General features: G+C 69.6%; 22 protein-coding genes. 12 read left to right on the top strand and 10 right to left on the bottom strand.

Annotated elements, in window-relative coordinates; all coding sequences use genetic code 11:
- Nucleotides 1-7 precede the first annotated feature (7 nt).
- Genes DY262_RS02540 through DY262_RS02530 form a run of 3 tightly spaced genes read left to right on the top strand, consistent with a single transcriptional unit; the run spans nucleotide 8 to nucleotide 2,512 of the window.
- A complete protein-coding gene (locus DY262_RS02540) occupies nucleotides 8-220 on the top strand; it encodes a hypothetical protein (RefSeq protein ID WP_116957392.1) in 213 nt (70 codons plus the stop codon).
- Nucleotides 213-1,559, top strand: a complete 1,347-nt coding sequence (locus DY262_RS02535; RefSeq protein WP_116957391.1) for a putative O-glycosylation ligase, exosortase A system-associated — start codon at nucleotides 213-215, stop codon at nucleotides 1,557-1,559. The genes DY262_RS02540 and DY262_RS02535 overlap by 8 nt, the downstream gene beginning before the upstream one ends.
- A complete protein-coding gene (locus DY262_RS02530) occupies nucleotides 1,556-2,512 on the top strand; it encodes a glycosyltransferase family 2 protein (protein ID WP_116957390.1) in 957 nt (318 codons plus the stop codon). Before DY262_RS02535 ends, DY262_RS02530 begins: the two co-directional genes overlap by 4 nt.
- Nucleotides 2,513-2,542: 30 nt before the next feature.
- Here the strand turns inward: DY262_RS02530 and DY262_RS02525 are convergent, their stop codons facing one another.
- The gene (locus tag DY262_RS02525) at nucleotides 2,543-3,982 is read right to left on the bottom strand and encodes an oligosaccharide flippase family protein (RefSeq protein WP_181936391.1); all 1,440 of its coding nucleotides are present in this window, start codon (nucleotides 3,980-3,982) and stop codon (nucleotides 2,543-2,545) included.
- Between the two features lie 177 nt (nucleotides 3,983-4,159).
- Between DY262_RS02525 and DY262_RS02520 the strand changes: the two genes are divergently transcribed.
- From DY262_RS02520 to uvrC, 3 genes are read left to right on the top strand one after another with little or no spacing between them, the layout of a single operon-like run.
- Nucleotides 4,160-5,023: a cupin-like domain-containing protein gene (locus tag DY262_RS02520; protein ID WP_116957388.1), complete on the top strand. Its 864-nt coding sequence runs from the start codon at nucleotides 4,160-4,162 to the stop codon at nucleotides 5,021-5,023.
- Nucleotides 5,024-5,025: 2 nt separating this feature from the next.
- Nucleotides 5,026-6,159, top strand: coding sequence for an acyltransferase family protein (locus DY262_RS02515; protein ID WP_181936390.1), 1,134 nt, complete (start codon nucleotides 5,026-5,028; stop codon nucleotides 6,157-6,159).
- 39 nt (nucleotides 6,160-6,198) lie between these two features.
- Nucleotides 6,199-8,322 (top strand): excinuclease ABC subunit UvrC, encoded by a 2,124-nt coding sequence (gene uvrC, locus DY262_RS02510; protein ID WP_116957386.1) that lies wholly within the window; start codon nucleotides 6,199-6,201, stop codon nucleotides 8,320-8,322.
- Between the two features lie 25 nt (nucleotides 8,323-8,347).
- Here the strand turns inward: uvrC and DY262_RS02505 are convergent, their stop codons facing one another.
- The gene (locus DY262_RS02505) at nucleotides 8,348-8,944 is read right to left on the bottom strand and encodes a YqhA family protein (RefSeq protein ID WP_070398511.1); all 597 of its coding nucleotides are present in this window, start codon (nucleotides 8,942-8,944) and stop codon (nucleotides 8,348-8,350) included.
- A gap of 155 nt (nucleotides 8,945-9,099) precedes the next feature.
- On the opposite strand from DY262_RS02505, the gene acs reads away from it, so the two are divergent.
- Nucleotides 9,100-11,094 (top strand): acetate--CoA ligase, encoded by a 1,995-nt coding sequence (gene acs, locus DY262_RS02500; protein ID WP_116957385.1) that lies wholly within the window; start codon nucleotides 9,100-9,102, stop codon nucleotides 11,092-11,094.
- A gap of 77 nt (nucleotides 11,095-11,171) precedes the next feature.
- Here the strand turns inward: acs and DY262_RS02495 are convergent, their stop codons facing one another.
- The 4 genes from DY262_RS02495 to smpB form a co-directional block, all read right to left on the bottom strand.
- Nucleotides 11,172-11,999 (bottom strand): anti-sigma factor family protein, encoded by an 828-nt coding sequence (locus tag DY262_RS02495; protein WP_116957384.1) that lies wholly within the window; start codon nucleotides 11,997-11,999, stop codon nucleotides 11,172-11,174.
- A gap of 16 nt (nucleotides 12,000-12,015) precedes the next feature.
- Nucleotides 12,016-12,546, bottom strand: coding sequence for an RNA polymerase sigma factor (locus tag DY262_RS02490; protein WP_116957383.1), 531 nt, complete (start codon nucleotides 12,544-12,546; stop codon nucleotides 12,016-12,018).
- A gap of 29 nt (nucleotides 12,547-12,575) precedes the next feature.
- Nucleotides 12,576-12,953 (bottom strand): COG4315 family predicted lipoprotein, encoded by a 378-nt coding sequence (locus tag DY262_RS02485; RefSeq protein WP_116957382.1) that lies wholly within the window; start codon nucleotides 12,951-12,953, stop codon nucleotides 12,576-12,578.
- A 95-nt stretch (nucleotides 12,954-13,048) separates the two neighbouring features.
- Nucleotides 13,049-13,531 (bottom strand): SsrA-binding protein SmpB, encoded by a 483-nt coding sequence (gene smpB, locus DY262_RS02480; RefSeq protein ID WP_116957381.1) that lies wholly within the window; start codon nucleotides 13,529-13,531, stop codon nucleotides 13,049-13,051.
- A gap of 113 nt (nucleotides 13,532-13,644) precedes the next feature.
- Here smpB and DY262_RS02475 point away from each other — a divergent pair, with 113 nt between their 5' ends.
- Nucleotides 13,645-14,091 carry a type II toxin-antitoxin system RatA family toxin gene (locus DY262_RS02475; RefSeq protein WP_116957380.1) on the top strand — a complete coding sequence of 149 codons (447 nt, stop codon included), beginning with the start codon at nucleotides 13,645-13,647 and terminating at the stop codon, nucleotides 14,089-14,091.
- Between the two features lie 3 nt (nucleotides 14,092-14,094).
- Nucleotides 14,095-14,430 (top strand): RnfH family protein, encoded by a 336-nt coding sequence (locus DY262_RS02470; protein ID WP_116957379.1) that lies wholly within the window; start codon nucleotides 14,095-14,097, stop codon nucleotides 14,428-14,430.
- 5 nt (nucleotides 14,431-14,435) lie between these two features.
- Here the strand turns inward: DY262_RS02470 and DY262_RS02465 are convergent, their stop codons facing one another.
- Complete coding sequence (locus DY262_RS02465) at nucleotides 14,436-14,996, bottom strand: DUF4124 domain-containing protein (RefSeq protein WP_181936389.1); 561 nt, start codon at nucleotides 14,994-14,996, stop codon at nucleotides 14,436-14,438.
- A 142-nt stretch (nucleotides 14,997-15,138) separates the two neighbouring features.
- On the opposite strand from DY262_RS02465, the gene guaB reads away from it, so the two are divergent.
- Nucleotides 15,139-16,608: an IMP dehydrogenase gene (gene guaB / locus DY262_RS02460; RefSeq protein WP_116957378.1), complete on the top strand. Its 1,470-nt coding sequence runs from the start codon at nucleotides 15,139-15,141 to the stop codon at nucleotides 16,606-16,608.
- A 154-nt stretch (nucleotides 16,609-16,762) separates the two neighbouring features.
- Nucleotides 16,763-18,379 (top strand): glutamine-hydrolyzing GMP synthase, encoded by a 1,617-nt coding sequence (guaA, locus tag DY262_RS02455; protein WP_116957377.1) that lies wholly within the window; start codon nucleotides 16,763-16,765, stop codon nucleotides 18,377-18,379.
- A gap of 106 nt (nucleotides 18,380-18,485) precedes the next feature.
- Here the strand turns inward: guaA and DY262_RS02450 are convergent, their stop codons facing one another.
- Both DY262_RS02450 and DY262_RS02445 read right to left on the bottom strand, forming a co-directional pair.
- Nucleotides 18,486-19,223, bottom strand: a complete 738-nt coding sequence (locus DY262_RS02450) for a sulfite exporter TauE/SafE family protein (RefSeq protein ID WP_116957376.1) — start codon at nucleotides 19,221-19,223, stop codon at nucleotides 18,486-18,488.
- Nucleotides 19,224-19,341: 118 nt separating this feature from the next.
- Nucleotides 19,342-20,319 (bottom strand): Bug family tripartite tricarboxylate transporter substrate binding protein, encoded by a 978-nt coding sequence (locus tag DY262_RS02445; protein WP_116957375.1) that lies wholly within the window; start codon nucleotides 20,317-20,319, stop codon nucleotides 19,342-19,344.
- A 141-nt stretch (nucleotides 20,320-20,460) separates the two neighbouring features.
- On the opposite strand from DY262_RS02445, the gene DY262_RS02440 reads away from it, so the two are divergent.
- Nucleotides 20,461-21,369 carry a LysR family transcriptional regulator gene (locus DY262_RS02440; RefSeq protein ID WP_181936388.1) on the top strand — a complete coding sequence of 303 codons (909 nt, stop codon included), beginning with the start codon at nucleotides 20,461-20,463 and terminating at the stop codon, nucleotides 21,367-21,369.
- 12 nt (nucleotides 21,370-21,381) lie between these two features.
- Here the strand turns inward: DY262_RS02440 and DY262_RS02435 are convergent, their stop codons facing one another.
- Nucleotides 21,382-22,125: an IclR family transcriptional regulator gene (locus DY262_RS02435; RefSeq protein WP_181936387.1), complete on the bottom strand. Its 744-nt coding sequence runs from the start codon at nucleotides 22,123-22,125 to the stop codon at nucleotides 21,382-21,384.
- Between the last annotated feature and the right edge of the window lie 3 nt (nucleotides 22,126-22,128).

The raw sequence follows: 22,128 nt of genomic DNA, 5'->3' as shown, positions 1-22,128 counted from the left end.
AACCGCCATGGAAGCCCTCATCTTCATGTTCGACGTGGCCTGCATGACCTACGTCTGCTGGCGCATCTACAAGGCCGACCCGAAGCGGCCCACACCCAACGACCTCGGCTACTTCCAGTACCGAGTGCATGAGCTGCATCCGCCGACCGATGCCGGCGATGGCAAGCGCCAGCGCAAGGGAAGCACGAGCGGCCGGCCTGGGGAGCGTCGCGGTGCGTGATCTGCTCTTTGCCCTGGCCATGCTGGCCCTGATCCCGCTGGCCTTCGTGCGCCCGTTCAATGCCTACATGCTGTGGGGCTGGACGTCCGCCATGATCCCCACGGGCTTCCTGTTCGGCTTCATGGCCAGTGCGCGCGTGAACTTCATCTTCGCCGGCATCACCTTGCTGCTGGTGGTGCTGCGCCGCGTGGACTGGAGCCAGTACCGATTCAACTGGGCCGTGGTCCTGTACCTGGTGTTCCTGCTGCATGCCACGGTCTCCTGGCTCACGGGCTACGCCGGCAACGACAACAACTTCAAGTACTTCGACCTGCTGATGAAGGGGCTGGTCTTCAGCATGCTCATGCCGATGTTCGTGCAGACGCGCATGCACTTTCACGCCATCCTGTTGGTGGTGGTGTTCGGCCTGGGCCTGCACGGCGTGATCGAGGGCCTGAAAACCGTGGTCTCGGGCGGCTCGCACAACATGTTCGGCCCGGCCGGCAGCATGCTGTACGACCGCAACCACCTGTCGACCGCGCTGGCGATGGTGCTGCCGATCGCCTATTACCTTTACCTGCACTCGGTGCACCGCTTCGCGCGCTGGGGTTTTCTGAGCGTGTTCGTGCTCATCGTTCTGGCCATCATGGGCGGCGGCTCGCGTGGCGGTTTCGTGGCGCTGGCGGTGGTGGCCTTCTGGCTCATCCTCACCTCGCGCCACCGCTGGCGCACGCTGTTCATTGTGCTGGCCATGGGCCTGCTGCTGTCGCAGTTCGTGCCCGACTCGGTGGTGGCCCGTCTGGAGACCATCGGCGAGGCCAAGGAGGACGACTCCTTCATGGGCCGCGTGCACGCGTGGAAGATCAGCTCGGCCCTGGCGCTGGAGCACCCCTTCTTCGGCGGCGGCTTCCACGCGGTGCAGGTGCAGTACGTGTGGGACCATTTCAAGACCGCCCCCAGCCTGCTCGACTTCCTCAACTTGCCCGAGCCCGAATTCGTGCGGGCCAAGGCCGCGCACAGCGTGTACTTCGAGGTCATGGGCGATCTGGGCTTCCTCGGGCTGTTCCTCTACCTCTTGATCTTCTCCCTGCCGCTGCTGAACCGCTTCTCCGTCAAGCGCATGGCCACGCGGCTGGGGCCCGACTACGTGTGGGCGCGCGACCTGGGCGACATGCTCATGCTGGCCGTCATGGCGTATCTGGTGGGCGGCGCCAGCGTGAGCGTGGCCTATCTGGAAATGGCCTACTTCATGGTCATGCTGATGGCGGTGCTGCAGGTGCATTTGCGCCAGCGCCTGAATGAGCACCAGCGCGAGCAGGCGCGCCTTGCGCGCGCGGCGCCCGACAGGGGGGTGGCGTGAGCGAGCCTGTGCAGCGCGATGCCGCGCCGATGGTCTCGGTGATCATGCCGGCGTGGAACGCCATGCGCTACATCCACGCCGCCATCGACAGCGTGCTCTCGCAGTCCTACCGCGACCTGGAGCTGATCGTCATCAACGACGGTTCCAGCGACGGCGACTACGCCGCGTTGGAACGCATCGACCCCCGCGTGCGCGTGATCGAAGGCCCGCGCGGCGGCGTCTCGCGCGCGCGCAACCTTGGCATGGAACAGGCGCGCGGGCGCTACCTCGCCTTCATCGACGCGGACGACCTCTGGGTGCCCGGCAAGCTGAAGGTGCAGGTGGACTACCTCGAAGCCCACCCCGAGGTCGGCATCGTGTTCGCCGAGATCCACCGCTGGCGGCCCGGCCCCGACGGCACCTGGCCCGACCCGTCCGAGCACTACCCCGACGAACAGGCCCTGGCGCGCACCAACCCCGAGTGGAGCGGCTGGATGTACACGCGCATCCTGATGGGCTGCACCCTGGGCATGATCACGCCGCTCATGCGGCGCGAGGTCTACCGCCAGGCCGGCGGTTTCGACGAAAGCATGGAGCGAGGCGAGGACTACGACTTCTGGTTGCGCTGCTCGCGCCATGCGCACATCCAGGGCTTCTCGTCGGTGATGGCGATCTACCGCATCCACCCGGCCAGCGCCATGCACCGGATGATCGAGCGCAACCACCTTGCGGAGCTGCTCGAGCGCGCCCGCGAGCGCTGGGGCCTGAGCGACCCCGACGGCCATCGCCTGCCAGCGCTGCACTACCGCTACCGCCTGGGCCGCGCGCATTTCGACCACGGTTACACCCACTACTGGTCGGGCGACCCGACCGTGGCGGCGCGCGAGTTCGCGCAATCGCTGCGCCGGGGTTGCCTGGTGGGCCGATCGGCCGCGTTCTGGGTGCTGAGCCAGGTCAAGCGCCTGCGAGGCTGAAACCTCGCCCGCCGCGAACCCGCGCCGCGCTCAGGCCCCGCGCTGGCGCCAGCGCACGAACAGCGTGCGCAGCTCCCCGTACAAGGGCAGGCCAAACAGCCGCAGCAGCACGGCCCAGCCGATCGCCGCCGGCAGGCCCAGCGCCAGCACGGTGGCCCAGGCGGGCAGGGGGGGCAAGGCCCACTTGAGCGCCAGCATGCTGCCGAGCAGCACCAGCGTGAGACCGACCACCCGGGCGGCCATGGCCAGCCAGCGCCCGGGGGCGATGCCCAGGTAGCGGTACTGGATCCACAGGCCCATGGGCACGGTCAGCACCTGCGCGACCACCATGGCCTCGGCGAAGCTCTGCAGCGAGCCGTTGAACAGCAGAAGGATGAACACCGCCTTCAGGCACAGCAGCAACACCATGGGCAGCCCAGCCACATAGGGCTTGCCGATGCCCATGAGCGCCGCCGGCACGAAGGAGAACAGCACGCCCAGGCCCGCCGACACGCACAGCCAGGGCACGGCCACGGCGCTGGGCAGCCACTTGGCGCCATAGAGCAGGAAGATCACCTCGTTGGCCAGCAGCGCCGTCATGGCCATGGCCGGCAGCAGCAGCGTGGCCAGGTAGGAGGTGACGCGGCAGACCTCGGCCGCGATGTCGCCCTGGCCGTGGTGCAGGCGGGCCATGTAGGGCAGGGCGAAGTAGTTCACCGCGGGCATCACGCCGCTGCTGGCGATGTTGATGGTGGAGTTGGCCTTGCTGAAGAAGCCCACGTTGGTGGGCGTGCTGAGCCGGCCCAGGGCGATGTCGGGAATGGCGTTGTCGATCGCCGTCATGGCCGAGGTGATCATGGCGCCGACGCCGAAGTTGGCCACGCGGCCCCAGTGCTTGAGACCGGGGATCCAGGGGGTTTTCGTGGTGGACAGCAGCCGCACCGCCGTGACGTGGGTGGCGATGTTGATCAGGTTGGCCCAGGCCATGGTCATGTGGCCGAAGCCTTGCAGCGCCAAAACCACGGAGACCACGAAGTAGACGCCGAGCGCGATCAGCCCGGCCTTGGCGGTGCGCACGACCTCCATGTTGCGCACCAGGATGGCGCCGGGCAGGGCGCCGAAGGGGATGAGCACGAAACCCATGGCCAGCACCTGCACCACGTGCTCCACCCGCGGTTCGTTGAAGAAGGCCGACCACAGCGGCGCGCTCAGGAACATGACCAGCGCCATCGTCCACGACGTGCACATCACCACGCCCAGGGCGGAGCGCAGGGTGTCTTCGCTCAGTTCCTTCTGCCGCTTGATGAAGGCCGTGACGCCGAAGTCGCGGAACAGGTGGGCCACGGCCACCAGCACGGCGCTCATGGAGTACACGCCGATGTCGTCCGGGTCGAGCAGGCGGGCCAGCACCATGCTCAGGATCAGCTGCCCGGCGACTTCCGCATTGCTGAAGATCAGCTGGAAACCGAATTTCTTGCGCGTGGAGTTCAAGGGCGGCCTTGGATGTGTGCGAAATCCGGCATTCTGAAGGAAGCCGGACGGCTGCCCCTTGGCACGGTCTGGGCCGGCGAGCAGAATGCCGCACAAACACGCGTCGCCAGAGGCGCGGATGCGATGGGGGCATAGCTTGAACGGGAATGCGGCCGGTGCGCCGCAGGAGGATTCGGCATGCTGCGCTGCTTTGATGAGGGCGTCGACGCTTCTTTGCTCGACCGGGGTTCTTTTGCCTGCGGCCACCGCTTGATGGGGCATCCCGCCCTGTCCATGGAAAACCTGGCCAAGGTCATTCCGCGCTTGCCTCAGGGGCAGGTGATGTTCGCCACCCGGCGCCTGGACACCGGGGACAACTTCGAGAAGACCTTCCGCCAGAAGCCGCTGGACCGCTCGATCGAGGAAACCATCGAAACCATCCGCGAGTCCGACGCCTACATCATGGTGAACTCGCCGCAGGCGGACCCCAGCTTCGCCGAGCTCTACCAGGACATGATCCACGACGTCGAGTCCCTCATGTGGGAACGCGGCGTGGGCGACAAGGCGATCTCGCCCAAGCTCTACCTGTTCATCGCCTCGCCCAACAGCGTGACGCCCTTCCACATCGACCGCTACTCCACCTTCCTGCTGCAGTTTCGCGGCAGCAAGTGGGTCACCGTGTCCGATCCCTGGGATGATCGCGTGGTGACCTCGCCCGACCGTGAAAACTACGTTTCCTACGTGAGCACCCAGCTGCCCTGGACGCCCGAGAAGGACGGCATCAGCACACGCTACTGGTTCGAGCCCGGGCAGGCGCTGCACATCCCCTTCGTGGCCGGCCACCACGTGCACAACGGCGCCGACGACGTGTCCATCTCCATGTCCATCATCTTCAACACGCCGCAGACCGTCGACTGGCGCGACGCGCTCAACTTCAACCAGCGCGCGCGCAAGGTGCTGCGGCACGTGGGCCTGGGGCCGGGCCCGGTGGGCGTGAACCCCGGGCGCGACGCCATGAAGGCCAAGGCGTGGCGCACCTGGGCCGGCTGGCGCGGATACTAGCTTTGGCCCCCCTCTCTCCCTCGCTCTCGATCTGGCTCGACCTCTGCCGCGTGGTGGCCGCGCTGGCGGTCTACGTGGGCCATTCGGTGGTGCTGGGGCTGGCGCCCGCGGCGCTCTCGCTGACCTGGCACCGCTCGGCCGACGACGCGGTGATCGCCTTCTTCGTCATCTCGGGCTTCGTCATCGCACACAGCACGCTGTCGCGCCACGGCAGCGCCGGGCACTATGCGCTCGCGCGGGTCTCGCGCATCTACTCGGTGGCCATTCCCGCGGTGCTGCTGGCGCTGCTGCTCGACCGCATCGGCCTGGGTCTGAACCCGGAGGGCTATGCCGGCTATGCCTGGCAGTACCCCAAGGCCGCGCTGGTGCCGCCCTACCACTGGCTGTTCCTGGGCGAGGGCTGGTTCGGCTCCTGGCAGCCCTTCAGCATGGAGCCGTACTGGTCGCTGGCCTACGAGGTCTGGTACTACGCGCTGTTCGGCGTGTTCGTCTACGCGCGCGGCTGGTGGCGCTGGCCCCTGCTGGTGCTGGTGCTGGGTTTCATGGGGCCGGCCGTGCTGATGCTCTTGCCGGTGTGGTGTCTGGGCGTGTTCCTCTGTCGCCACCTGGGCGCCCTGCGCCTGGGGCCCTGGCCGGCGCGCGCCTTGATGCTGGTCTGCGCCCTGGCGTACGCGGTCTTCTTGCTGTCGGGTGCCCGGCAGGCCACGGATGGGGCCTCGCGCGCCCTGTACGCCGCCATCGCGGCTGGGGCGCCGTGGCCCTTCGAGCCGGGCTCCACCGAGCACGTGCTGTCCGACTACGTCACGGGCCTGCTGTTCGCCGGCTTCGTGGTGGGCTGCGCGGGGGCCGGCTGGAACTTCCCAGACCGCGCCGGTCGTCTGATCCGTTGGCTGGCCGACCGCACCTTCAGCTTCTACCTCATCCACTTCAGCCTGTTGGTGCTGGCGCGAGCGGCGGGGGTGTCGGCCTCGGGCTGGGCGGGCTACGCCGCCCTGCTGGCCGGCGTGCTGCTGGCGACCTGGGCGCTGGGGCAGATCGGCGAGCAGCGGCGCGAGGCCTATCGCGCGGTGTTCCGGCGTGTGGCCGACACCCTGCGGCGCGGCCTGGGTGCGCTGCTGCCGCGCGCCCGGCCCTGAGGCCCGGACGGGCAGCGGCGGGGCGCGACAATACGCCCCATGTCCGAGGCGCATTCCGAACAACTGCTGGGTGAGGTCGCGGCGCTGCCCGCGCTGCCGGGGGTCTACCGCTACTTCGACGCCCAGGGCCAGCTGCTCTACGTGGGCAAGGCGCGCAACCTGAAGAAGCGCGTTTCCAGCTACTTCCAGAAGAACCACGACGGCACGCGAATCGGCCACATGGTGAGCCGCATCGTGCGGCTGGAGACCACCGTGGTGCGCAGCGAGGCCGAGGCCCTGCTGCTCGAGAACAACCTCATCAAGACGCTCAACCCGCGGTTCAACATCCTGTTCCGCGACGACAAGAGCTACCCCTACCTCAAGATCACCGGCACGCGCGAGGCGCTGCGCCCGCTCACCGGCCGCGCGCCCAGCGCCTCCACGCTGTTCCCGCGCATGGCCTACTACCGTGGCGCGGTGGACAAGCGCCACAGCTACTACGGCCCTTACCCCAGCGCCTGGGCGGTGAAGGAGTCCATCCAGCTGCTGCAAAAGGTCTTCAAGCTGCGCACCTGCGAAGACACGGTCTTTGCCAACCGCACGCGGCCCTGCCTGCTGTACCAGATCAAGCGCTGCAGCGGCCCCTGCGTGGACCTGATCCACCAGGCCGAGTACCTGAGCGACGTGGCCAACGCCGAGCGTTTCCTGCGCGGCGAAACGCAGCAGGTGCTGCAGACGCTGGAGCGGCGCATGCTGGCGCACAGCGAGAAGCTGGAGTTCGAGCAGGCGGCCGAGATCCGCAACCAGATGACGGCGCTCTCGCGCGTGCTGCACCAGCAGAGCATGGAGGTGGGCGGCGACCAGGACGTGGACATCCTGGCCGTGAAGGTGCTGGGCGGGCGCGCCTGCGTGAACCTGGCCATGGTGCGCGGCGGTCGCCACCTGGGCGACCGGCCGTACTTTCCAGCCCACCTGGACGATGCCAGCGCGATCGAGGAGCAGATGGCGCAGGCCGAAGCCGACGGGGCCGAGGCCGTCGGGCCGTCCGCCGCCGAGGCAGTGGAGCCCGGCGAGCGCGCCGCGCGGCGCGTGCTGGAGGCCTTCATCGCCCAGCACTACCTGGGCGCGCCCATGCCGCCGGTGCTGGTGACCAGCCAGCCCGTGGGCCGGCCGCTGCTGGACGCGCTGAGCGAGCAGACCGGCCAGAAGGTGCACGCGGTGCACCAGCCCCGCGAGCACCGCCGCGCCTGGTTGGAGATGGCGCAGAAGAACGCGGGCATCGCGCTGGCGCGGCTGCTGGCCGAGGAGGGCAGCCAGCAGGCCCGCACCCGCGCCCTGGCCGAGGCCCTGCAACTGCCGGATGACGATCTGGAGGCGCTGCGCATCGAGTGCTTCGACATTTCGCACACGGCGGGCGAATCCACGCAGGCCTCCTGCGTCGTGTTCGAGGGCCACAAGCTGCAGAACAGCCAGTACCGGCGCTACAACATCGATGGCATCACGCCCGGCGACGACTATGCCGCCATGCGCCAGGTGCTGACGCGCCGCTACGGCCGCATCGCGGAGGCGCTGAAGGCCGAGGCGGGCGAGGCGGCGCTGCCGCCGGGCACGGAGGTGGCCGTGGCCGCCGGGCCCGATGGCGAGGCCGAGCCGCTGCCCCCGGCGGTGGAGGACGCGCCGGCCGTCCCCTCAGCCCCCAAGGACTCGGGCAAGGACATGCCGGCCACCGGTCCGCGGCTGCCGGACATCGTGCTCATCGACGGCGGCAAGGGCCAGGTGGGCGTGGCGCGCGAGGTGTTCCAGCAGCTCGGGCTGGACCTGGGCAGCATCGTCGGGGTGGAAAAGGGCGAGGGCCGCAAGGTGGGCCTGGAGGAGCTGGTCTTCGCCGACGGCCGCGCCAAGGTCTACCTGGGGCACGACTCGGCGGCGCTGATGCTGATCGCGCAGATTCGCGACGAGGCGCACCGTTTCGCCATCACCGGCATGCGCGCGCAGCGCGCCAAGGTGCGGGTGGGGGCGAGCCAGCTCGAAGACATCCCGGGCGTGGGCCCCAAGAAGCGCGCGCGGCTGCTGCAGCGCTTCGGAGGGGTGCGCGGCGTCGCCTCGGCCAGCGTGGAGGACCTGGCCACGGTGGAAGGCATCTCGGCCGATCTGGCCGACGCGATCTACCGGGCCCTGCACTGATGAGGGGGCGCGCCGCGCGCCAGGCTCAGTGGTCCTGCGAGGGCGCGGACATCAGCCGGTCGGCCAGCGCGATGGCCAGGGCGCTGAACAGGAAGGCGATGTGGATGAGCGTTTGCCACATCAGCACCTTCACCTCGTAGTTGCCGGCGTTGATGAAGGTCTTGAGCAGGTGGATGGAGCTGATGCCGATGATGGCCGTGGCCAGCTTGACCTTCAGCACGCTGGCGTTCACATGGCTCAGCCACTCCGGCTGGTCGGGGTGGTCTTCCAGGTTCATGCGGCTGACGAAGGTCTCGTAGCCGCCCACGATCACCATGATCAGCAGGTTGGAGATCATCACCACGTCGATCAGCGCCAGCACCACCAGCATGATGATGGTCTCGTTCAGGCTGGTCGGCACCACGTCGCTTTTGTAGCCGATGCTGCTGACCAGCTTCTGCAGGGCGATCTCGCTGCCGAAGGCGGCTTCGATGAGGTGCACCAGTTCCACCCAGAAGTGGTAGACGTAGATGGCCTGCGCGGCGATCAGGCCGATGTACAGCGGCAGCTGCAGCCAGCGGCTGGCGAAGATCAGGTTGGGCAGGGGCCGGATCGGGCGGGCGGCTTTGAGGGGGTCGGTCATGGTGTGTCGGGGCCAAAAAAAGCGGCGCACCGAATGGGCAGCCGCAGGCGTCGGTTATTGTAGAAGCCTCGTCCCGTGTCAGTTGGCCGTAAGTGCCTTTGCGCACAGTGCCGCCGGCCCCGTTTTCCAGCACAACAGTCGAGGAGACACCCGCCATGTCATCGCCTTCGTCGTCGATCGAATCCGTCCTGGTCGAGAACCGGGTGTTCGAACCCAGCGCCGCCACCGTCGCCGCCGCCCGCGTCTCGGGCATGAAGGCCTATGAAGCCCTGTGCGCCGAGGCCGACAAGGACCCCGAGGCCTTCTGGGCCCGCCTGGCCAAGGAACACCTGGCTTGGCACAAGCCCTTCACCCAGACCCTGGACGCCAGCGACAAGCCCTTCTACAAGTGGTTCCAGGACGGAGAGCTCAACGCCTCCCACAACTGCCTGGATCGCCACATGGGCACGCCGGTGGAGAACAAGACGGCGATCGTCTTCGAGGCCGACGACGGCGCGGTGACCCGGGTCACCTACAAGGAGCTGCTGGCCAAGGTCTCGCAGTTCGCCAACGCGCTCAAGGCCCGGGGCGTCAAGACGGGCGACCGCGTCATCATCTACATGCCCATGACCATCGAGGGCGTGGTGGCCATGCAGGCCTGCGCGCGCATCGGCGCCACGCACAGCGTGGTGTTCGGCGGCTTCTCGGCCAAGGCCCTGCAGGAGCGCATCCAGGACGCCGGCGCAGTGGCCGTCGTCACCGCCAACTACCAGATGCGCGGCGGCAAGGAACTGCCGCTCAAGGCCATCGTCGACGAAGGCATCGCCATGGGCGGCTGCGAGTCAATCAAGACCGTCATCACCCTGCAGCGCACCCCCACGGCCTGCCACATGGTGGCGGGCCGCGACATCACCTGGGCCGAGGCCATCGCCGGCCAGGGGACCGACTGCCCGCCGGTGTTCGTCGGCGCCGAGCATCCGCTGTTCGTGCTCTACACCTCCGGCTCCACGGGCAAGCCCAAGGGCGTGCAGCACAGCACCGCGGGCTTCCTGCTGTGGGCGCGGCTTACCATGCTCTGGACCTTCGACCTGCGGCCCGAAGACCTGTTCTGGTGCACGGCCGACATCGGCTGGATCACCGGCCACACCTACGTGGCCTATGGCCCCCTGGCCGCCGGCGCCACGCAGCTGGTGTTCGAGGGCGTGCCCACCTACCCGCACGCGGGGCGCTTCTGGCAGATGATCGAGAAGCACAAGGTCAGCATCTTCTACACCGCGCCCACGGCGATCCGCTCGCTCATCAAGGCGGCCGAAGGCGACGAGAAGGTGCACCCGAAGAACTGGAACCTGGACAGCCTGCGCCTGCTGGGCTCGGTGGGCGAGCCGATCAACCCCGAGGCCTGGATGTGGTACTTCCGGAACGTCGGCCATGAGCGCTGCCCCATCGTGGACACCTTCTGGCAGACCGAGACCGGCGGCCACGTGATCACCCCGCTGCCGGGCGCCACGCCGCTGGTGCCAGGCTCCTGCACGCTGCCGCTGCCGGGCATCGACGCGGCCATCGTGGACGAGGCGGGCCACGACGTGCCCAACGGCGCGGGCGGCATTCTGGTCATCAAGAAGCCCTGGCCCTCGATGATCCGCACCATCTGGGGCGACCCCGAGCGCTTCAAGAAGAGCTACTTCCCGCCGGAGCTCAAGGGCTACTACCTGGCGGGTGACGGCGCGGTGCGCAGCGCCGACCGCGGCTACTTCCGCATCACGGGCCGCATCGACGACGTGCTCAACGTCTCGGGTCACCGCATGGGCACCATGGAGATCGAGTCGGCCCTGGTGGCCAAGACGGACATGGTGGCCGAGGCCGCCGTGGTCGGCCGCCCCGACGACCTGACCGGCGAGGCCATCGTGGCCTTCGTGGTGCTCAAGCGCGCCCGCCCCACGGGCGACGAGGCCAAGGCCATCGCCAAGGAACTGCGCGACTGGGTGGGCAAGGAGATCGGGCCGATCGCCAAGCCCAAGGACATCCGCTTCGGCGACAACCTGCCCAAGACGCGCAGCGGCAAGATCATGCGCCGCCTGCTGCGCGCGGTCGCCAAGGGCGAAGCGATCACGCAGGACATCTCCACGCTGGAGAACCCGGCGATCCTGGAGCAGCTGGCGCAGAACAACTGACACCCCACGCTGCGCCGCTGCGCGGGGCGCGGCCCCCCGAGGGGTGCGTTTCGCCGGCGGCGATACAGCCGGCGGCGTCAAAGCTGGTGGTACACGGCCTCGGCCAGCGCCATCAGCGCCTCGCGCGGCAGCGGGCCGCTGAGCGCGTAACCGAAGCCCTGGTCCACCCAGTAGAAGCCCGGCACCGGGCCGTCCGGCGCGAAGCGGAAGGCGGTTTCGCGGCCGGCGGGCGTGGCCGCCGAGGCCGGGTCCACCGCCCCCAGGTACAGGGTCACGCGCTGGCCCCCGGCGTTCTGGAACATGAACTGGGCGCGCGCGCCGGCCTCGCCGGGCAGCAGCCGTCCGCCCACCAGCGCGTAGCCCTGGGCCTGCAGGTCGGGCACCTTCAAAGGCCGGCCGGTGCGGCGGGAGAGCCACTGCACCAGGTGTTCCTGCTCGGCGGCGGCCACTTCCACGGGGTGGCGCTTCTCGGGCGAATAGACGGCGTGCGCCAGGGCCGCGTCGTGCGCGAAGGCGGGCAGGGCGGCGGCCGGGCCTCGCGCGGCCAGCCGGGTCTCGGCCGGTGCGCGCCACTGGCCGTGCGCCAGCCAGCCCGCGCCAAAGGCCAGCAGCACGCCGGCGGCCATGCCGCCCCAGCGCCACCAGCGCTCGCCGCGCTGGCGGGCCTCGCCCACGCGCTGGGCGGCGTCCAGCAGGGCGGGCGGCAGCGGTTCGTCGAGCAGGGCGCGGTGCAGGCCGCGGATCGCCTCGCGTTGCGCCCGCCAGGCGTCCAGGCGCGCGCGCGCGGCGGCGTCGTGCGCCAGGCGATGGTCGAGGGCGGCGCGCTCGGCCTCGCCGAGCTGGCCGTCGAGCAGGGCGTTGATCTCGGCGTCGCTCAGCGGGGGAGGGAAAGGGGGCTTGTCCATGGCGGCGGGGGCGGCGTCATTTCAGCCGCTTCAGGTGCGGGGAAGGCGGGGCGCTGGCCACGCCCCGGGCCGGCGCGTCCAGCAAGGCCTGCAGGCGCGCGCGGGCGCGCGACAGGCGCGACATGACCGTGCCGATGGGGGTGTCGGTGATGCGGGCCACCTGCTCGTAGCTCATGTCCTCCAGGCTCACCAGCAGCAGCACGGCGCGCTGCTCCTCGGGCAGTTGCAGCAGGCAGCGCTGCAGGTCCAGCGCCAGGTCTTGCGCGGCGTCGGGGGCGGCCAGCTCGTCTGCCGCCGCGTCCACGTCAACCGGCGTGAAGGCGGCGGAGCGCCTCAGCTGCTGTCGCACGCCGCTCACGTGCAGGTTGTGCATGAGCGTGAACAGCCAGGCCCGCAGGTCGGTGCCCACGGCCCACAGCCGCCACTTGCCGCAGGCGCGCTCCAGCGTGTCCTGCACCAGGTCGTCGGCGGCCCAGGCGTCGCCGGTGAGGGCCCGCGCGTAGCGGCGCAGCGCGGGAATCTGTGCGATCAGCTCGGGCGGGTTCATGGGCGACGGCGACCCGTGCTCGGGCGGCCTCAGGGCTTGGCGGCGCGCCAGACGTTGTTGAAACCGTCGCCGGTCTTGTCGCCCGGCTTGGTGTCGCGCACCCAGTAGTACAGGGGCTTGCCCTTGAAGGCCCATTGCTTGGCGCCGTCGTCGCGGGTGACGATGCTGTAGTCGCCCGCGGCCTTGTCGCTGGCGCCGGCCATGAAAGGCGGCCAGTTGGTGGCGCAGGGCCCGTTGCAGACCGATTTGCCGCTGCCCGCCGCGTCGCGGTCGAAGGTGTAGAGCGTCATCTGGTTGGGGCCGACGAGCACGCCGTCGGCCATCTTGGCCGGTGCGGCGGGGGCAAGCATCGAGGCGCAGCCGCCGAGCAGGGCGGTGGCCAGGGCAAGGGACATCAGCGATTTCATGGCGTGTTCTCCGGGTGGATGGTGGCGCAGGACGGGGCGTCCTGCACTGGAGTCAACGCCGGGCGGGGGCGGTTTATTCCCGCGCGCCGAAAAAATCAGCGCTTTTGCTCTTTCATCGCCCGCTCCACCTCACGTTTGCCCTCGCGGTCCTTGATGGTGTTGCGCTTGTCGTGCTCGCCCTTGCCCTTGCCCAGGGCGATCTCGCACTTCACGCGGCCGCCTTTCCAGTGCAGGTTCAGCGGCACCAGGGCGAAGCCCTTTTGTTCGACCTTGCCGATCAGGCGGTGGATCTGCGCCTTGTGCAGCAGCAGCTTCTTGGTGCGCGCGGACTCGGCGCTCACGTGCGTGCTGGCGGTGCGCAGGGGGTTGATCTGGCAGCCGATCAGGAAGAGCTCGCCGTCGCGGATGACCACGTAGCCGTCGGTGAGCTGCACCTTGCCTTCGCGCAGGGCTTTCACTTCCCAGCCCTGCAGCACCATGCCCGCCTCGAAGCGTTCCTCGATGGCGTAGTTGAATAGCGCCTTCTTGTTGTCGGCGATGCGGCTGTCGCTGGGCTGGTGTTGGCTGGTGGTGGACATGGGTGGGAGGTGGGGGCGAAAGCCCGGGCGGCAAGGGCGGGGGCGACACTAGAATCGCCGAGGCCCTGTCGCGGCGCCCGCGGGCGCGGTGCCCGCGCGGGACCGGCGATTGTATGAAAACCATTCACAAGTCCGTGCTGCTGTGGCACAGCGCCCATGAGATGTTCGCGCTGGTCACCGATGTGCAGCACTACCCCCAGTTCCTGCCCTGGTGCGACCGCGCCGACGTGATCGAGCGCACGCCCGAGGGCATGGTGGCCCGCGTGGGCATGTCCATTGGCGGCCTGCAGCAGGGCTTCACCACCCGCAACACCCATGTGCCGGACCGCGAGGTCCACATGGCGCTGGTCGATGGCCCCTTCTCCCAGCTCGACGGGGTCTGGAAGTTCCTGCCCCTGGGCGACGGCTCGCAGCGCGCCTGCAAGGTCGAGTTCACCCTGCGCTACGGCTTCTCCAGCGCCGCCCTGGCCGCGGTGGTGGGGCCGGTGTTCGACCGCATCGCGGGCAACCTGGTGGACGCCTTCGTCAAGCGCGCCGACCAGGTCTACGGCACCGCCTGAGCCATGCGCGTGACCCTGCTGTACGCCAGCGCGCCGCGCACGGTGCACCAGGCCGAGGTGGACCTGCCCGACGGCGCCAGCGCCCGGGACGCCTTGCGCGTGGCGGGCTGGCCCCTGCGGTTCCCCGAAACGGCCTCGCTGGGAGATGGCTTGAGTCTGGCCGTCTGGGGCCGCCGCTGCGAGCCCGACCAGCCCTTGCGCGAGGGCGACCGCCTGGAGCTGCTGCGCGCCTTGCGCGTGGACCCCAAGGTGGCGCGGCGCGAGCGCTTCGCGGGGCAGGGCGCGCGCGGTACCGGTCTGTTCTCGAAACGCCGGCCGAACAGCAAGGCCGGGTACTGAGACCGCTACTGCGGCAGCGGCCCGCAGTCGCTGGCGATGATCTGCTGCAGGCGCTGGGCCTCGCTGGCCCGGCGCGCGTCGTCCATGATCTCGCGCTCGCCCTTGGCGTTGGTGGTGGCCAGGCGCTGGCCCGAATCGAGCGTGGTCTTGGCGGTCTTGGCGCGCTGGCAGTTCTCGGCCCGGGCGCGCGCCAGTTTCTCGGCCTCCTGCTTTTTCTTCGCGGCCTCGGCGGCCTCCGCCTCCTTCTTGCGCGCCTCGAGTTCCTTGTCGACGCCCGGGGCCTGGGGCGCGGGCGGCGCGGCGGCATCGCCCGGGGAGGACGACGAGGCGGCGGCGGGCACCGGCGGGTGGGCCGGTGACGCGGACATGGGCCCGGCGGCGGCGGCGGGGCGCTTGAGGATGTTCTTGTCGGGCGTGCCGGCCGGCGGCGCGGTGTCGCTGTAGACCTTGCGGCCGGCGTTGTCGATCCATTGCCACTGGGCCAGGGCCGGCGCCGCCATCGCGGCGGTGAGTGCCAGGGCGGCCAGCGAGCGCAGGGCGAGGGGAGCGAAGGGGGTGTTCGGCATTCGGCCAGTGTATGTCCGGGGTGCCGCGCCCGGCCCCCCGCGGCCGCCGAAGCGATGCCCTCAGGCAACGGACGGCACCGGCCCGGCGCCGGACGGACGACCAGGGGGCCACGTTTACAATCCGCTTTTTGGAGTCTCCCTCATGCGCCTCCTCGGCAACGCGCTCACCTTCGACGACGTTTTGCTGGTGCCCGCGTACTCCCAGGTCCTGCCCAAGGACACCTCGCTGGCCACCCGTTTCTCCCGCAACATCCAGCTCAACCTGCCGCTCGTGTCCGCCGCCATGGACACCGTCACCGAGGCCCGCCTGGCGATCGCCATCGCCCAGGAAGGCGGCATGGGCATCATCCACAAGAACCTCACGGCCACCGAGCAGGCCGCCCAGGTCGCCAAGGTCAAGCGCTACGAAAGCGGCGTGCTGCGCGATCCGGTGGTGATTGCGCCCGACACCACGGTGCGCCAGGTGATGAAGCTCTCCGACGAACTGGGCGTCTCCGGCTTCCCCGTGGTGGACGCGGGCAAGGTGGTGGGCATCGTCACCGGGCGCGACCTGCGCTTCGAGACCCGCTACGAGCTGCCGGTGCGCGAGATCATGACCCCGCGCGAGCGCCTGATCACCGTGCCCGAGGGCACCACGCCGGAAGAGGCCAAGGCCCTGCTCAACAAGCACAAGCTCGAGCGCCTGCTGGTCGTCAACGAGGCCTTCGAGCTCAAGGGCCTGATCACGGTCAAGGACATCACCAAGCAGCTCAACTTCCCCAACGCCGCGCGCGACGCGGCCGGCCGCCTGCGCGTGGGCGCGGCGGTGGGCGTGGGCGAGGGCACCGAGGAGCGTGTCGAGGCCCTGGTCAGGGCCGGTGTCGACGCCATCGTGGTGGACACCGCGCACGGCCACAGCCGCGGCGTGATCGAGCGCGTGCGCTGGGTCAAACAGAACTACCCGCAGGTGGACGTGGTGGGCGGCAACATCGCCACCGGCGCGGCCGCGCTGGCGCTGGCCGAGGCCGGCGCCGACGCGGTCAAGGTCGGCATCGGCCCGGGCTCCATCTGCACCACCCGCATCGTGGCCGGCGTGGGTGTGCCGCAGATCATGGCCGTGGACAGCGTCGCCACCGCACTGCGCGGCAGCGGCATCCCGCTCATCGCCGACGGCGGCATCCGCTACAGCGGCGACATCGCCAAGGCCATCGCGGCCGGCGCCAGCACCGTGATGATGGGCGGCATGTTCGCCGGCACCGAAGAGGCGCCGGGCGAGGTCATCCTCTACCAGGGCCGCAGCTACAAGAGCTACCGCGGCATGGGCTCGATCGGCGCCATGCAGCAGGGCAGTGCCGACCGCTACTTCCAGGAAAGCAGCACGGGCAACCCCAACGCCGACAAGCTGGTGCCCGAGGGCATCGAAGGCCGCGTGCCCTACAAGGGCTCGGTGGTGTCCATCCTGTTCCAGCTCGCGGGCGGCGTGCGCGCCAGCATGGGCTACTGCGGCTGCGCCACCATCCAGGAGATGAAGGAGCGCGCCGAGTTCGTGCAGATCACGGCCGCCGGCATGCGCGAAAGCCACGTGCACGACGTGCAGATCACCAAGGAAGCGCCCAACTACCGAGCCGATTGATCCCCCGCGCCGCCGCCTGCGGCGTCACCCCCAAGGGGGCGGCACCTGCGGCCTGGCAAGGCCAGTTCCGCGGTGCCCTGGAAGGGGGAGCCTCCTGCTCAACGGGTCGTCTTTCGAGACGGCCCGTCTCTTTTTTTGACGTTCACCGACCACCATGCAGCACGACAAGATCCTCATCCTCGACTTCGGCTCCCAGGTCACCCAGCTCATCGCGCGCCGCATCCGCGAGGCGCACGTCTACTGCGAGGTGCACCCCTGCGACGTCAGCAGCGACTGGGTGCGCGGGTTCGCCGCCGACGGGCGCCTGAAGGGCGTGGTGCTCTCGGGCAGCCACGCCAGCGTGTACGAGGTGGACGACAAGGCGCCCGAGGCCGTCTACGAACTGGGTGTCCCGGTGCTGGGCATCTGCTACGGCATGCAGACCATGGCGCAGCAGCTGGGCGGCAAGGTCGAGGGCTCCCACACCCGCGAGTTCGGCTACGCCGAGGTGCGCGCGCGCGGCCACACCGCGCTGCTGAAGGACATCGCCGACTTCACCACGCCCGAAGGCCACGGCATGCTCAAGGTGTGGATGAGCCACGGCGACAAGGTGACCGAGCTGCCGCCCGGCTTCAAGCTCATGGCCAGCACGCCCAGCTGCCCCATCGCCGGCATGGCCGACGAGGCGCGCCGCTTCTATGGCGTGCAGTTCCACCCCGAGGTCACGCACACCGTGCAGGGCCGCGCCCTGCTCGAGCGCTTCGTGCTGGAGATCTGCGGCACCAGCCCCGACTGGGTGATGCGCGACCACATCGCCGAGGCGGTGGAGAAAATCCGCGAGCAGGTGGGCGACGAGGAGGTGATCCTGGGCCTGTCCGGCGGGGTGGATTCCTCCGTGGCGGCCGCGCTCATCCACCGCGCCATCGGCGACCAGCTCACCTGCGTCTTCGTCGACCACGGCCTGCTGCGCCTGAACGAGGGCGACATGGTGATGGAGATGTTCGCCGGCAAGCTGCACGCCAAGGTGGTGCGCGTGGACGCCAGCGAGCTTTTCCTCGGCGAACTGGCCGGCGTGAGCGACCCCGAGCAAAAGCGCAAGATCATCGGCCGCCTGTTCGTTGACGTCTTCAAGGCCGAGGCCGCCAAGCTCACCTCAAGCGGTGCTTCAACAAAAGGCGCCAAGTGGTTGGCACAAGGCACCATTTACCCGGATGTGATCGAGTCTGGTGGCGCCAAGAGCAAGAAGGCCGTCACCATCAAGAGCCACCACAACGTGGGCGGCCTGCCCGAACAGCTGGGCCTCAAACTGCTCGAGCCGCTGCGCGATTTGTTCAAGGACGAGGTGCGCGAACTCGGCGTGGCCCTGGGACTGCCGCACGACATGGTCTACCGCCACCCCTTCCCGGGGCCGGGCCTGGGCGTGCGCATCCTTGGTGAGGTGAAGAAGGACTACGCCGACCTGCTGCGACGCGCCGACGCCATCTTCATCGAGGAGCTGCGCTCCACGATCGAGCCGCATTCCGGCAAGAGCTGGTACGACCTGACCAGCCAGGCCTTCACGGTGTTCCTGCCGGTCAAGAGCGTGGGTGTCATGGGCGACGGCCGCACCTACGACTATGTGGTGGCCCTGCGCGCGGTGCAGACCAGCGACTTCATGACCGCCGACTGGGCCGAGCTGCCCTACAGCCTGCTCAAGCGCGTGTCGGGCCGCATCATCAACGAGGTGCGCGGCATCAACCGCGTGACCTACGACGTGAGCTCCAAGCCGCCGGCGACGATCGAGTGGGAGTGATCCGTCGCCAGTTGGTTTCTCATGAAAAACATGAGAAACCAAGGAAAGTCATTTGATTTCATTCAAATAACTTCCCTCGGACAACCGTCCCGCCACCCGGCGCCCTTCAGGCCTGGGTCCAGGCGTGGCGCACCAGCATCAGCCCGCTGATCACCAGCAGGCCGCAGATGAGCTGGCGAAGCCTCGGCGCCGGTACGTGGCGGGCCAGGCGGTTGCCCATCAGCACGCCGAGCAGGGCCAGGCCGATCAGGCCGGCCCAGCGCCACCACAGTGCACCGCTCGACAGGCGACCGACCCAGGCCATGCCCAGCAGAACCGTGGCGGCGCCGGCCACGATGATCACCGGGGTGCTGGCGCGCAGGGCGTGCACGTCCCGCAGCCGGCGGCTGAGCCAGGCCACGGCCAGGGGGCCCGCCGTGCCGAACAGCATTTCCACCAGCCCGATGCCGAAGCCCATGCCATGGGCCCAGGGTGCGGCCAGGGGCCGCGGCGCGGCCAGGCGCGGGCGCAGCGCGTTGATGCCCACGGTGGCCACGTAGAGGCCCAGCGCAAGCAAAGGCCAGCGGGCGTCCAGTACCCCGCTCAGCCACAGGCCGGCCAGGGTGCCGGCGGCCATGCCGGGCAGCAAACGGCGCAGTTCGCCGAAATCGACCTGGCGCAGGTTCAGGCCGCTGTGCAGCAGCGACGCGGGCACGTCCATCAGCAGCGTGAGCGCCACCACCTCGGGCAGGGGCCAGCGCCAGGCCAGCAGCGGCACGACGATCAGCGCCGAGCCGAAGCCCGTGATGCCCAGCACCACGTAGCCCAGCAAGACCACGGCGGCGGGGTAGACCAGTTCTGTCATGCGCGCCAGCTTAGCGCCAGCGTGGGTGGACGCGGTCGTCGGCGGCGGTGCGCCCCTCGCGCCAGGCCCGCCCGGTGGCCCAGGCCCGCGCGCGCCCGGGGGACTGGCCCGTGCGGCCTCACTCCGCCTTCAGCCCCAGCCGCTTGACCACCGGCTCCCAGCGCTTCATTTCGGCGGTCAGCACCTGTTGGGCCTGCGCGCTGGTGCTGCCCACGGCGGTCAGGTCGTAGTTCTTCAGGCGTTCGCGCACATCCGCCTGTTTCATGATCTCGGCCGCGTGCTTCTCGATCTCGGCCACCACCGCCGGCGGCGTGGCCTTGGCGGCCTGCAGCACCAGGCGGAAGCTCACGTCCAGGCCGGGCTGGTTGAGCGCCTTGGCCAGCGTGGGCACGTCCGGCGCCAGCGAGGAGGGCGCTTCGGACGACACCGCCAGCGCCACCAGGCGACCGCTCTTGACGTGCGGCAGCACCGTGGGCGTGGCCAGGAAGCCGCAGGCCACCTCGCCGCCCAACACGGCCTGCGTGGCCGGCGCCGGGCCCCGGTAGGGCACGTGTTCCATGCGCACCTTGGTCTGCTCCAGCAGCATTTCGCTGGCCAGGTGGCCGGGCACGCCGGGGCCGCCCGAGGCGTACATCAGGGAGGTGCCGCCCTTGGCCTTGGCGACCAGCTCGGCCACGCTGCGCACGCCCGCGGCGGTGTTGCAGACCAGCATCTGCGAGAAGCTGGCGACGACCGAAATGTTCACCAGGTCGCGCGCGGCGTTGAAGTCGCCGCTGGTGTAGACGAGCGGGTTGACCGTGAGCACCGTGTCCGGGCTCAGCACCAGGGTGGTCCCGTCGGGCTCGGCGCGCGCGGCGGCCGCGGCGGCGAGGTTGTTGCCGGCGCCAGGCCGGTTCTCCACCACCACCGGCTGGCCGATGCGCTTGCCCAGCTGGTCGGCGAAGGTGCGTGCCGTGATGTCGGACGGGCCGCCGGGCGGCGAGCCCACCAGCAGGCGGACCGGCTTGCCTGGCCAGCTTTGCGCATGGACGGCGCCAGCGGCCAGGGCAAAGAGCCCGGCATGGGCGAGCGCGCGAAGCAGGCGGGAAAAAGTCATCGGTCTGTCTCCTGATAGGGGTGGTTGGCATTGCCCCGGGCGTGCCTCACCATGGCACGCCTCGATGGGGCCTCTGCGGAGCTTAGGGGCGGCGATCGCATCCGTAAAATTGAAAATTGCTCGCCAAATATAAAAATTCCTATGGACCCAAGGCACCTGGTGCAGCTCGCCGCGATCCTGGAGAAGGGGTCCATCACCCAAGCCAGCCGCCACCTGCACCTGACCCAGCCCACGCTGACGCACAACATGCAGACGCTGGAGATGCAGGCCGGCGGGCGCTTGTTCGAGCGCAGCCGCTACGGGGTGCGCAGCACGCCGCTGGGCGAGATGCTGGCGCGCGAGGGCCGTGCCATCGCGCGCCGTTTGAAGGACGCGGCCGAGGTCACCGCCCGCCACCGGGGCGGCATCCGCCACCAGGTGCGCCTGGGCATCGGCCCGGTGATCGGCGCGGCGGTGATGGGCGAGCTGGCGCCGGTGCTGCTGCGGCAGTTCCCCGATCTGGCACTGGCGCTGCAGAACGACCGGCCCCATCTGTTGCTGGAGCAGCTCATCGACGGCGGGCACGACTTCGTGATCGCGCCGTCCTGGCTGGAGCACCCGCCGCCGGGCATCGTGCGCCAGCTGCTGGCCGACGACGAACTGGGCGTGTTCTGCGCGCGCCGGCACCCGCTGGCGGGCAAGGCCGAACTGGGCGCCGAGGACGTGGACGACCGCGCCTGGATCAGCCTGGGCACGGCCTCGCCCTTCGACCAGGACGTGCGCGGCAAGCTGGAGGCCGTGGGCGTGCAGCGCCTGCGCGTCGAGATCACCGTGCTGGGCGACGCCGCCATGCTGCTGGACATGCTGGCCCAGGGCCAGCACCTGGCGGTGTTGCCGCGCTTTCCGCTGCGCCGCCTGGCGGCGCGCTTCGGCCTGGTGGAACTGCCCATGTCCGGCCCGCCCACGCCGCGCCCCATCTACCTGTGGTGCCGCGCCGGCCTGCTGGAGGACGCGGTGATGGGCGAGGTCTCGGAGTTGATCGTGGAGACCGTGCGGGCGTGGGCGCGGTGAGCGCGGTCCGCCTCAGGCCGCCGATACCTGGGTGAAGATGCCGTGGGCCGCCTTTCGCAGAATCACCAGCAGGGCGTCCTTGCGGGCGTCGAATTCCCTGGAAGGCACCGCCAGCCCCAAGGAGGCGGTCATCCGCCAGTGGGCACTCAGGATCGGCACCGAGACGCCGACGATGCCGTTGGTGAACTCGTCCTTGGAATAGGCAACGCCTTCTTCGCGCGCCAGCCGGATCTGGCGCCGCAGTTCCTTGCTGGAGTGCAGTGACCGGCTGGTGATGGGCCGCAGTTGCACCCGCGCCAGATAGGACTCCACGTCCTCGCTGGCCATGTGCGCCAGAAACAGCTTGCCGGACGAGCTGGCGTACAGCGGCGCGCGCACCCCCTCGTGCATGGCATAGCCCTGGGCATCGGCGGCCGTGACCCCCAGCACCCGCTCGACGATGTCGCCGCGCAGGATGTTCAGCCCACACGAGTACCGGGCCTCGAGCGCCAGCGTCTCCATGTGCGGCCGGGCCTGCGCCACCAGGCGTTGGATGTGCAGCCCATGGCGGATCAGGTTCACCGCCGAGGCGCCCAGGCGGTAGGGGCCATTGGGGCCGAGCGATTGAACGTAGTCGCGGCTTTGCAGTGTCCTGAGCAGTTGGCTCAGGCTGCTCTTGGGGATCGCCGCGCGCGACGCCAGTTCGGCGTGGGTCAGCGAGCGGTCCGAATTGGCCAGGATCTCCAGCAGGTCCAGGGTCCTGTGCGCCGACTTCACCGC

The sequence above is a fragment of the Hydrogenophaga borbori genome, from assembly GCF_003417535.1.
Classification (GTDB): Bacteria; Pseudomonadota; Gammaproteobacteria; order Burkholderiales; family Burkholderiaceae_C; genus Hydrogenophaga; species Hydrogenophaga borbori.
Note: the sequence above shows the minus strand (reverse complement) of the source record. Positions and strands in the feature narration are given on the sequence as shown.

What these genes read in the sequence shown, in the direction of transcription:
- DY262_RS02540 (WP_116957392.1), top strand. Translation starts at nt 8, where the DNA reads ATGGAAGCCCTCATCTTCATGTTCGACGTGGCCTGCATGACCTACGTC.
- DY262_RS02520 (WP_116957388.1), top strand. Translation starts at nt 4,160, where the DNA reads ATGCTGCGCTGCTTTGATGAGGGCGTCGACGCTTCTTTGCTCGACCGG.
- uvrC (WP_116957386.1), top strand. Translation starts at nt 6,199, where the DNA reads ATGTCCGAGGCGCATTCCGAACAACTGCTGGGTGAGGTCGCGGCGCTG.
- DY262_RS02505 (WP_070398511.1), bottom strand. Translation starts at nt 8,944, where the DNA reads ATGACCGACCCCCTCAAAGCCGCCCGCCCGATCCGGCCCCTGCCCAAC.
- acs (WP_116957385.1), top strand. Translation starts at nt 9,100, where the DNA reads ATGTCATCGCCTTCGTCGTCGATCGAATCCGTCCTGGTCGAGAACCGG.
- DY262_RS02495 (WP_116957384.1), bottom strand. Translation starts at nt 11,999, where the DNA reads ATGGACAAGCCCCCTTTCCCTCCCCCGCTGAGCGACGCCGAGATCAAC.
- DY262_RS02490 (WP_116957383.1), bottom strand. Translation starts at nt 12,546, where the DNA reads ATGAACCCGCCCGAGCTGATCGCACAGATTCCCGCGCTGCGCCGCTAC.
- DY262_RS02485 (WP_116957382.1), bottom strand. Translation starts at nt 12,953, where the DNA reads ATGAAATCGCTGATGTCCCTTGCCCTGGCCACCGCCCTGCTCGGCGGC.
- smpB (WP_116957381.1), bottom strand. Translation starts at nt 13,531, where the DNA reads ATGTCCACCACCAGCCAACACCAGCCCAGCGACAGCCGCATCGCCGAC.
- DY262_RS02475 (WP_116957380.1), top strand. Translation starts at nt 13,645, where the DNA reads ATGAAAACCATTCACAAGTCCGTGCTGCTGTGGCACAGCGCCCATGAG.
- DY262_RS02470 (WP_116957379.1), top strand. Translation starts at nt 14,095, where the DNA reads ATGCGCGTGACCCTGCTGTACGCCAGCGCGCCGCGCACGGTGCACCAG.
- DY262_RS02465 (WP_181936389.1), bottom strand. Translation starts at nt 14,996, where the DNA reads ATGCCGAACACCCCCTTCGCTCCCCTCGCCCTGCGCTCGCTGGCCGCC.
- guaB (WP_116957378.1), top strand. Translation starts at nt 15,139, where the DNA reads ATGCGCCTCCTCGGCAACGCGCTCACCTTCGACGACGTTTTGCTGGTG.
- guaA (WP_116957377.1), top strand. Translation starts at nt 16,763, where the DNA reads ATGCAGCACGACAAGATCCTCATCCTCGACTTCGGCTCCCAGGTCACC.
- DY262_RS02450 (WP_116957376.1), bottom strand. Translation starts at nt 19,223, where the DNA reads ATGACAGAACTGGTCTACCCCGCCGCCGTGGTCTTGCTGGGCTACGTG.
- DY262_RS02445 (WP_116957375.1), bottom strand. Translation starts at nt 20,319, where the DNA reads ATGACTTTTTCCCGCCTGCTTCGCGCGCTCGCCCATGCCGGGCTCTTT.
- DY262_RS02440 (WP_181936388.1), top strand. Translation starts at nt 20,461, where the DNA reads ATGGACCCAAGGCACCTGGTGCAGCTCGCCGCGATCCTGGAGAAGGGG.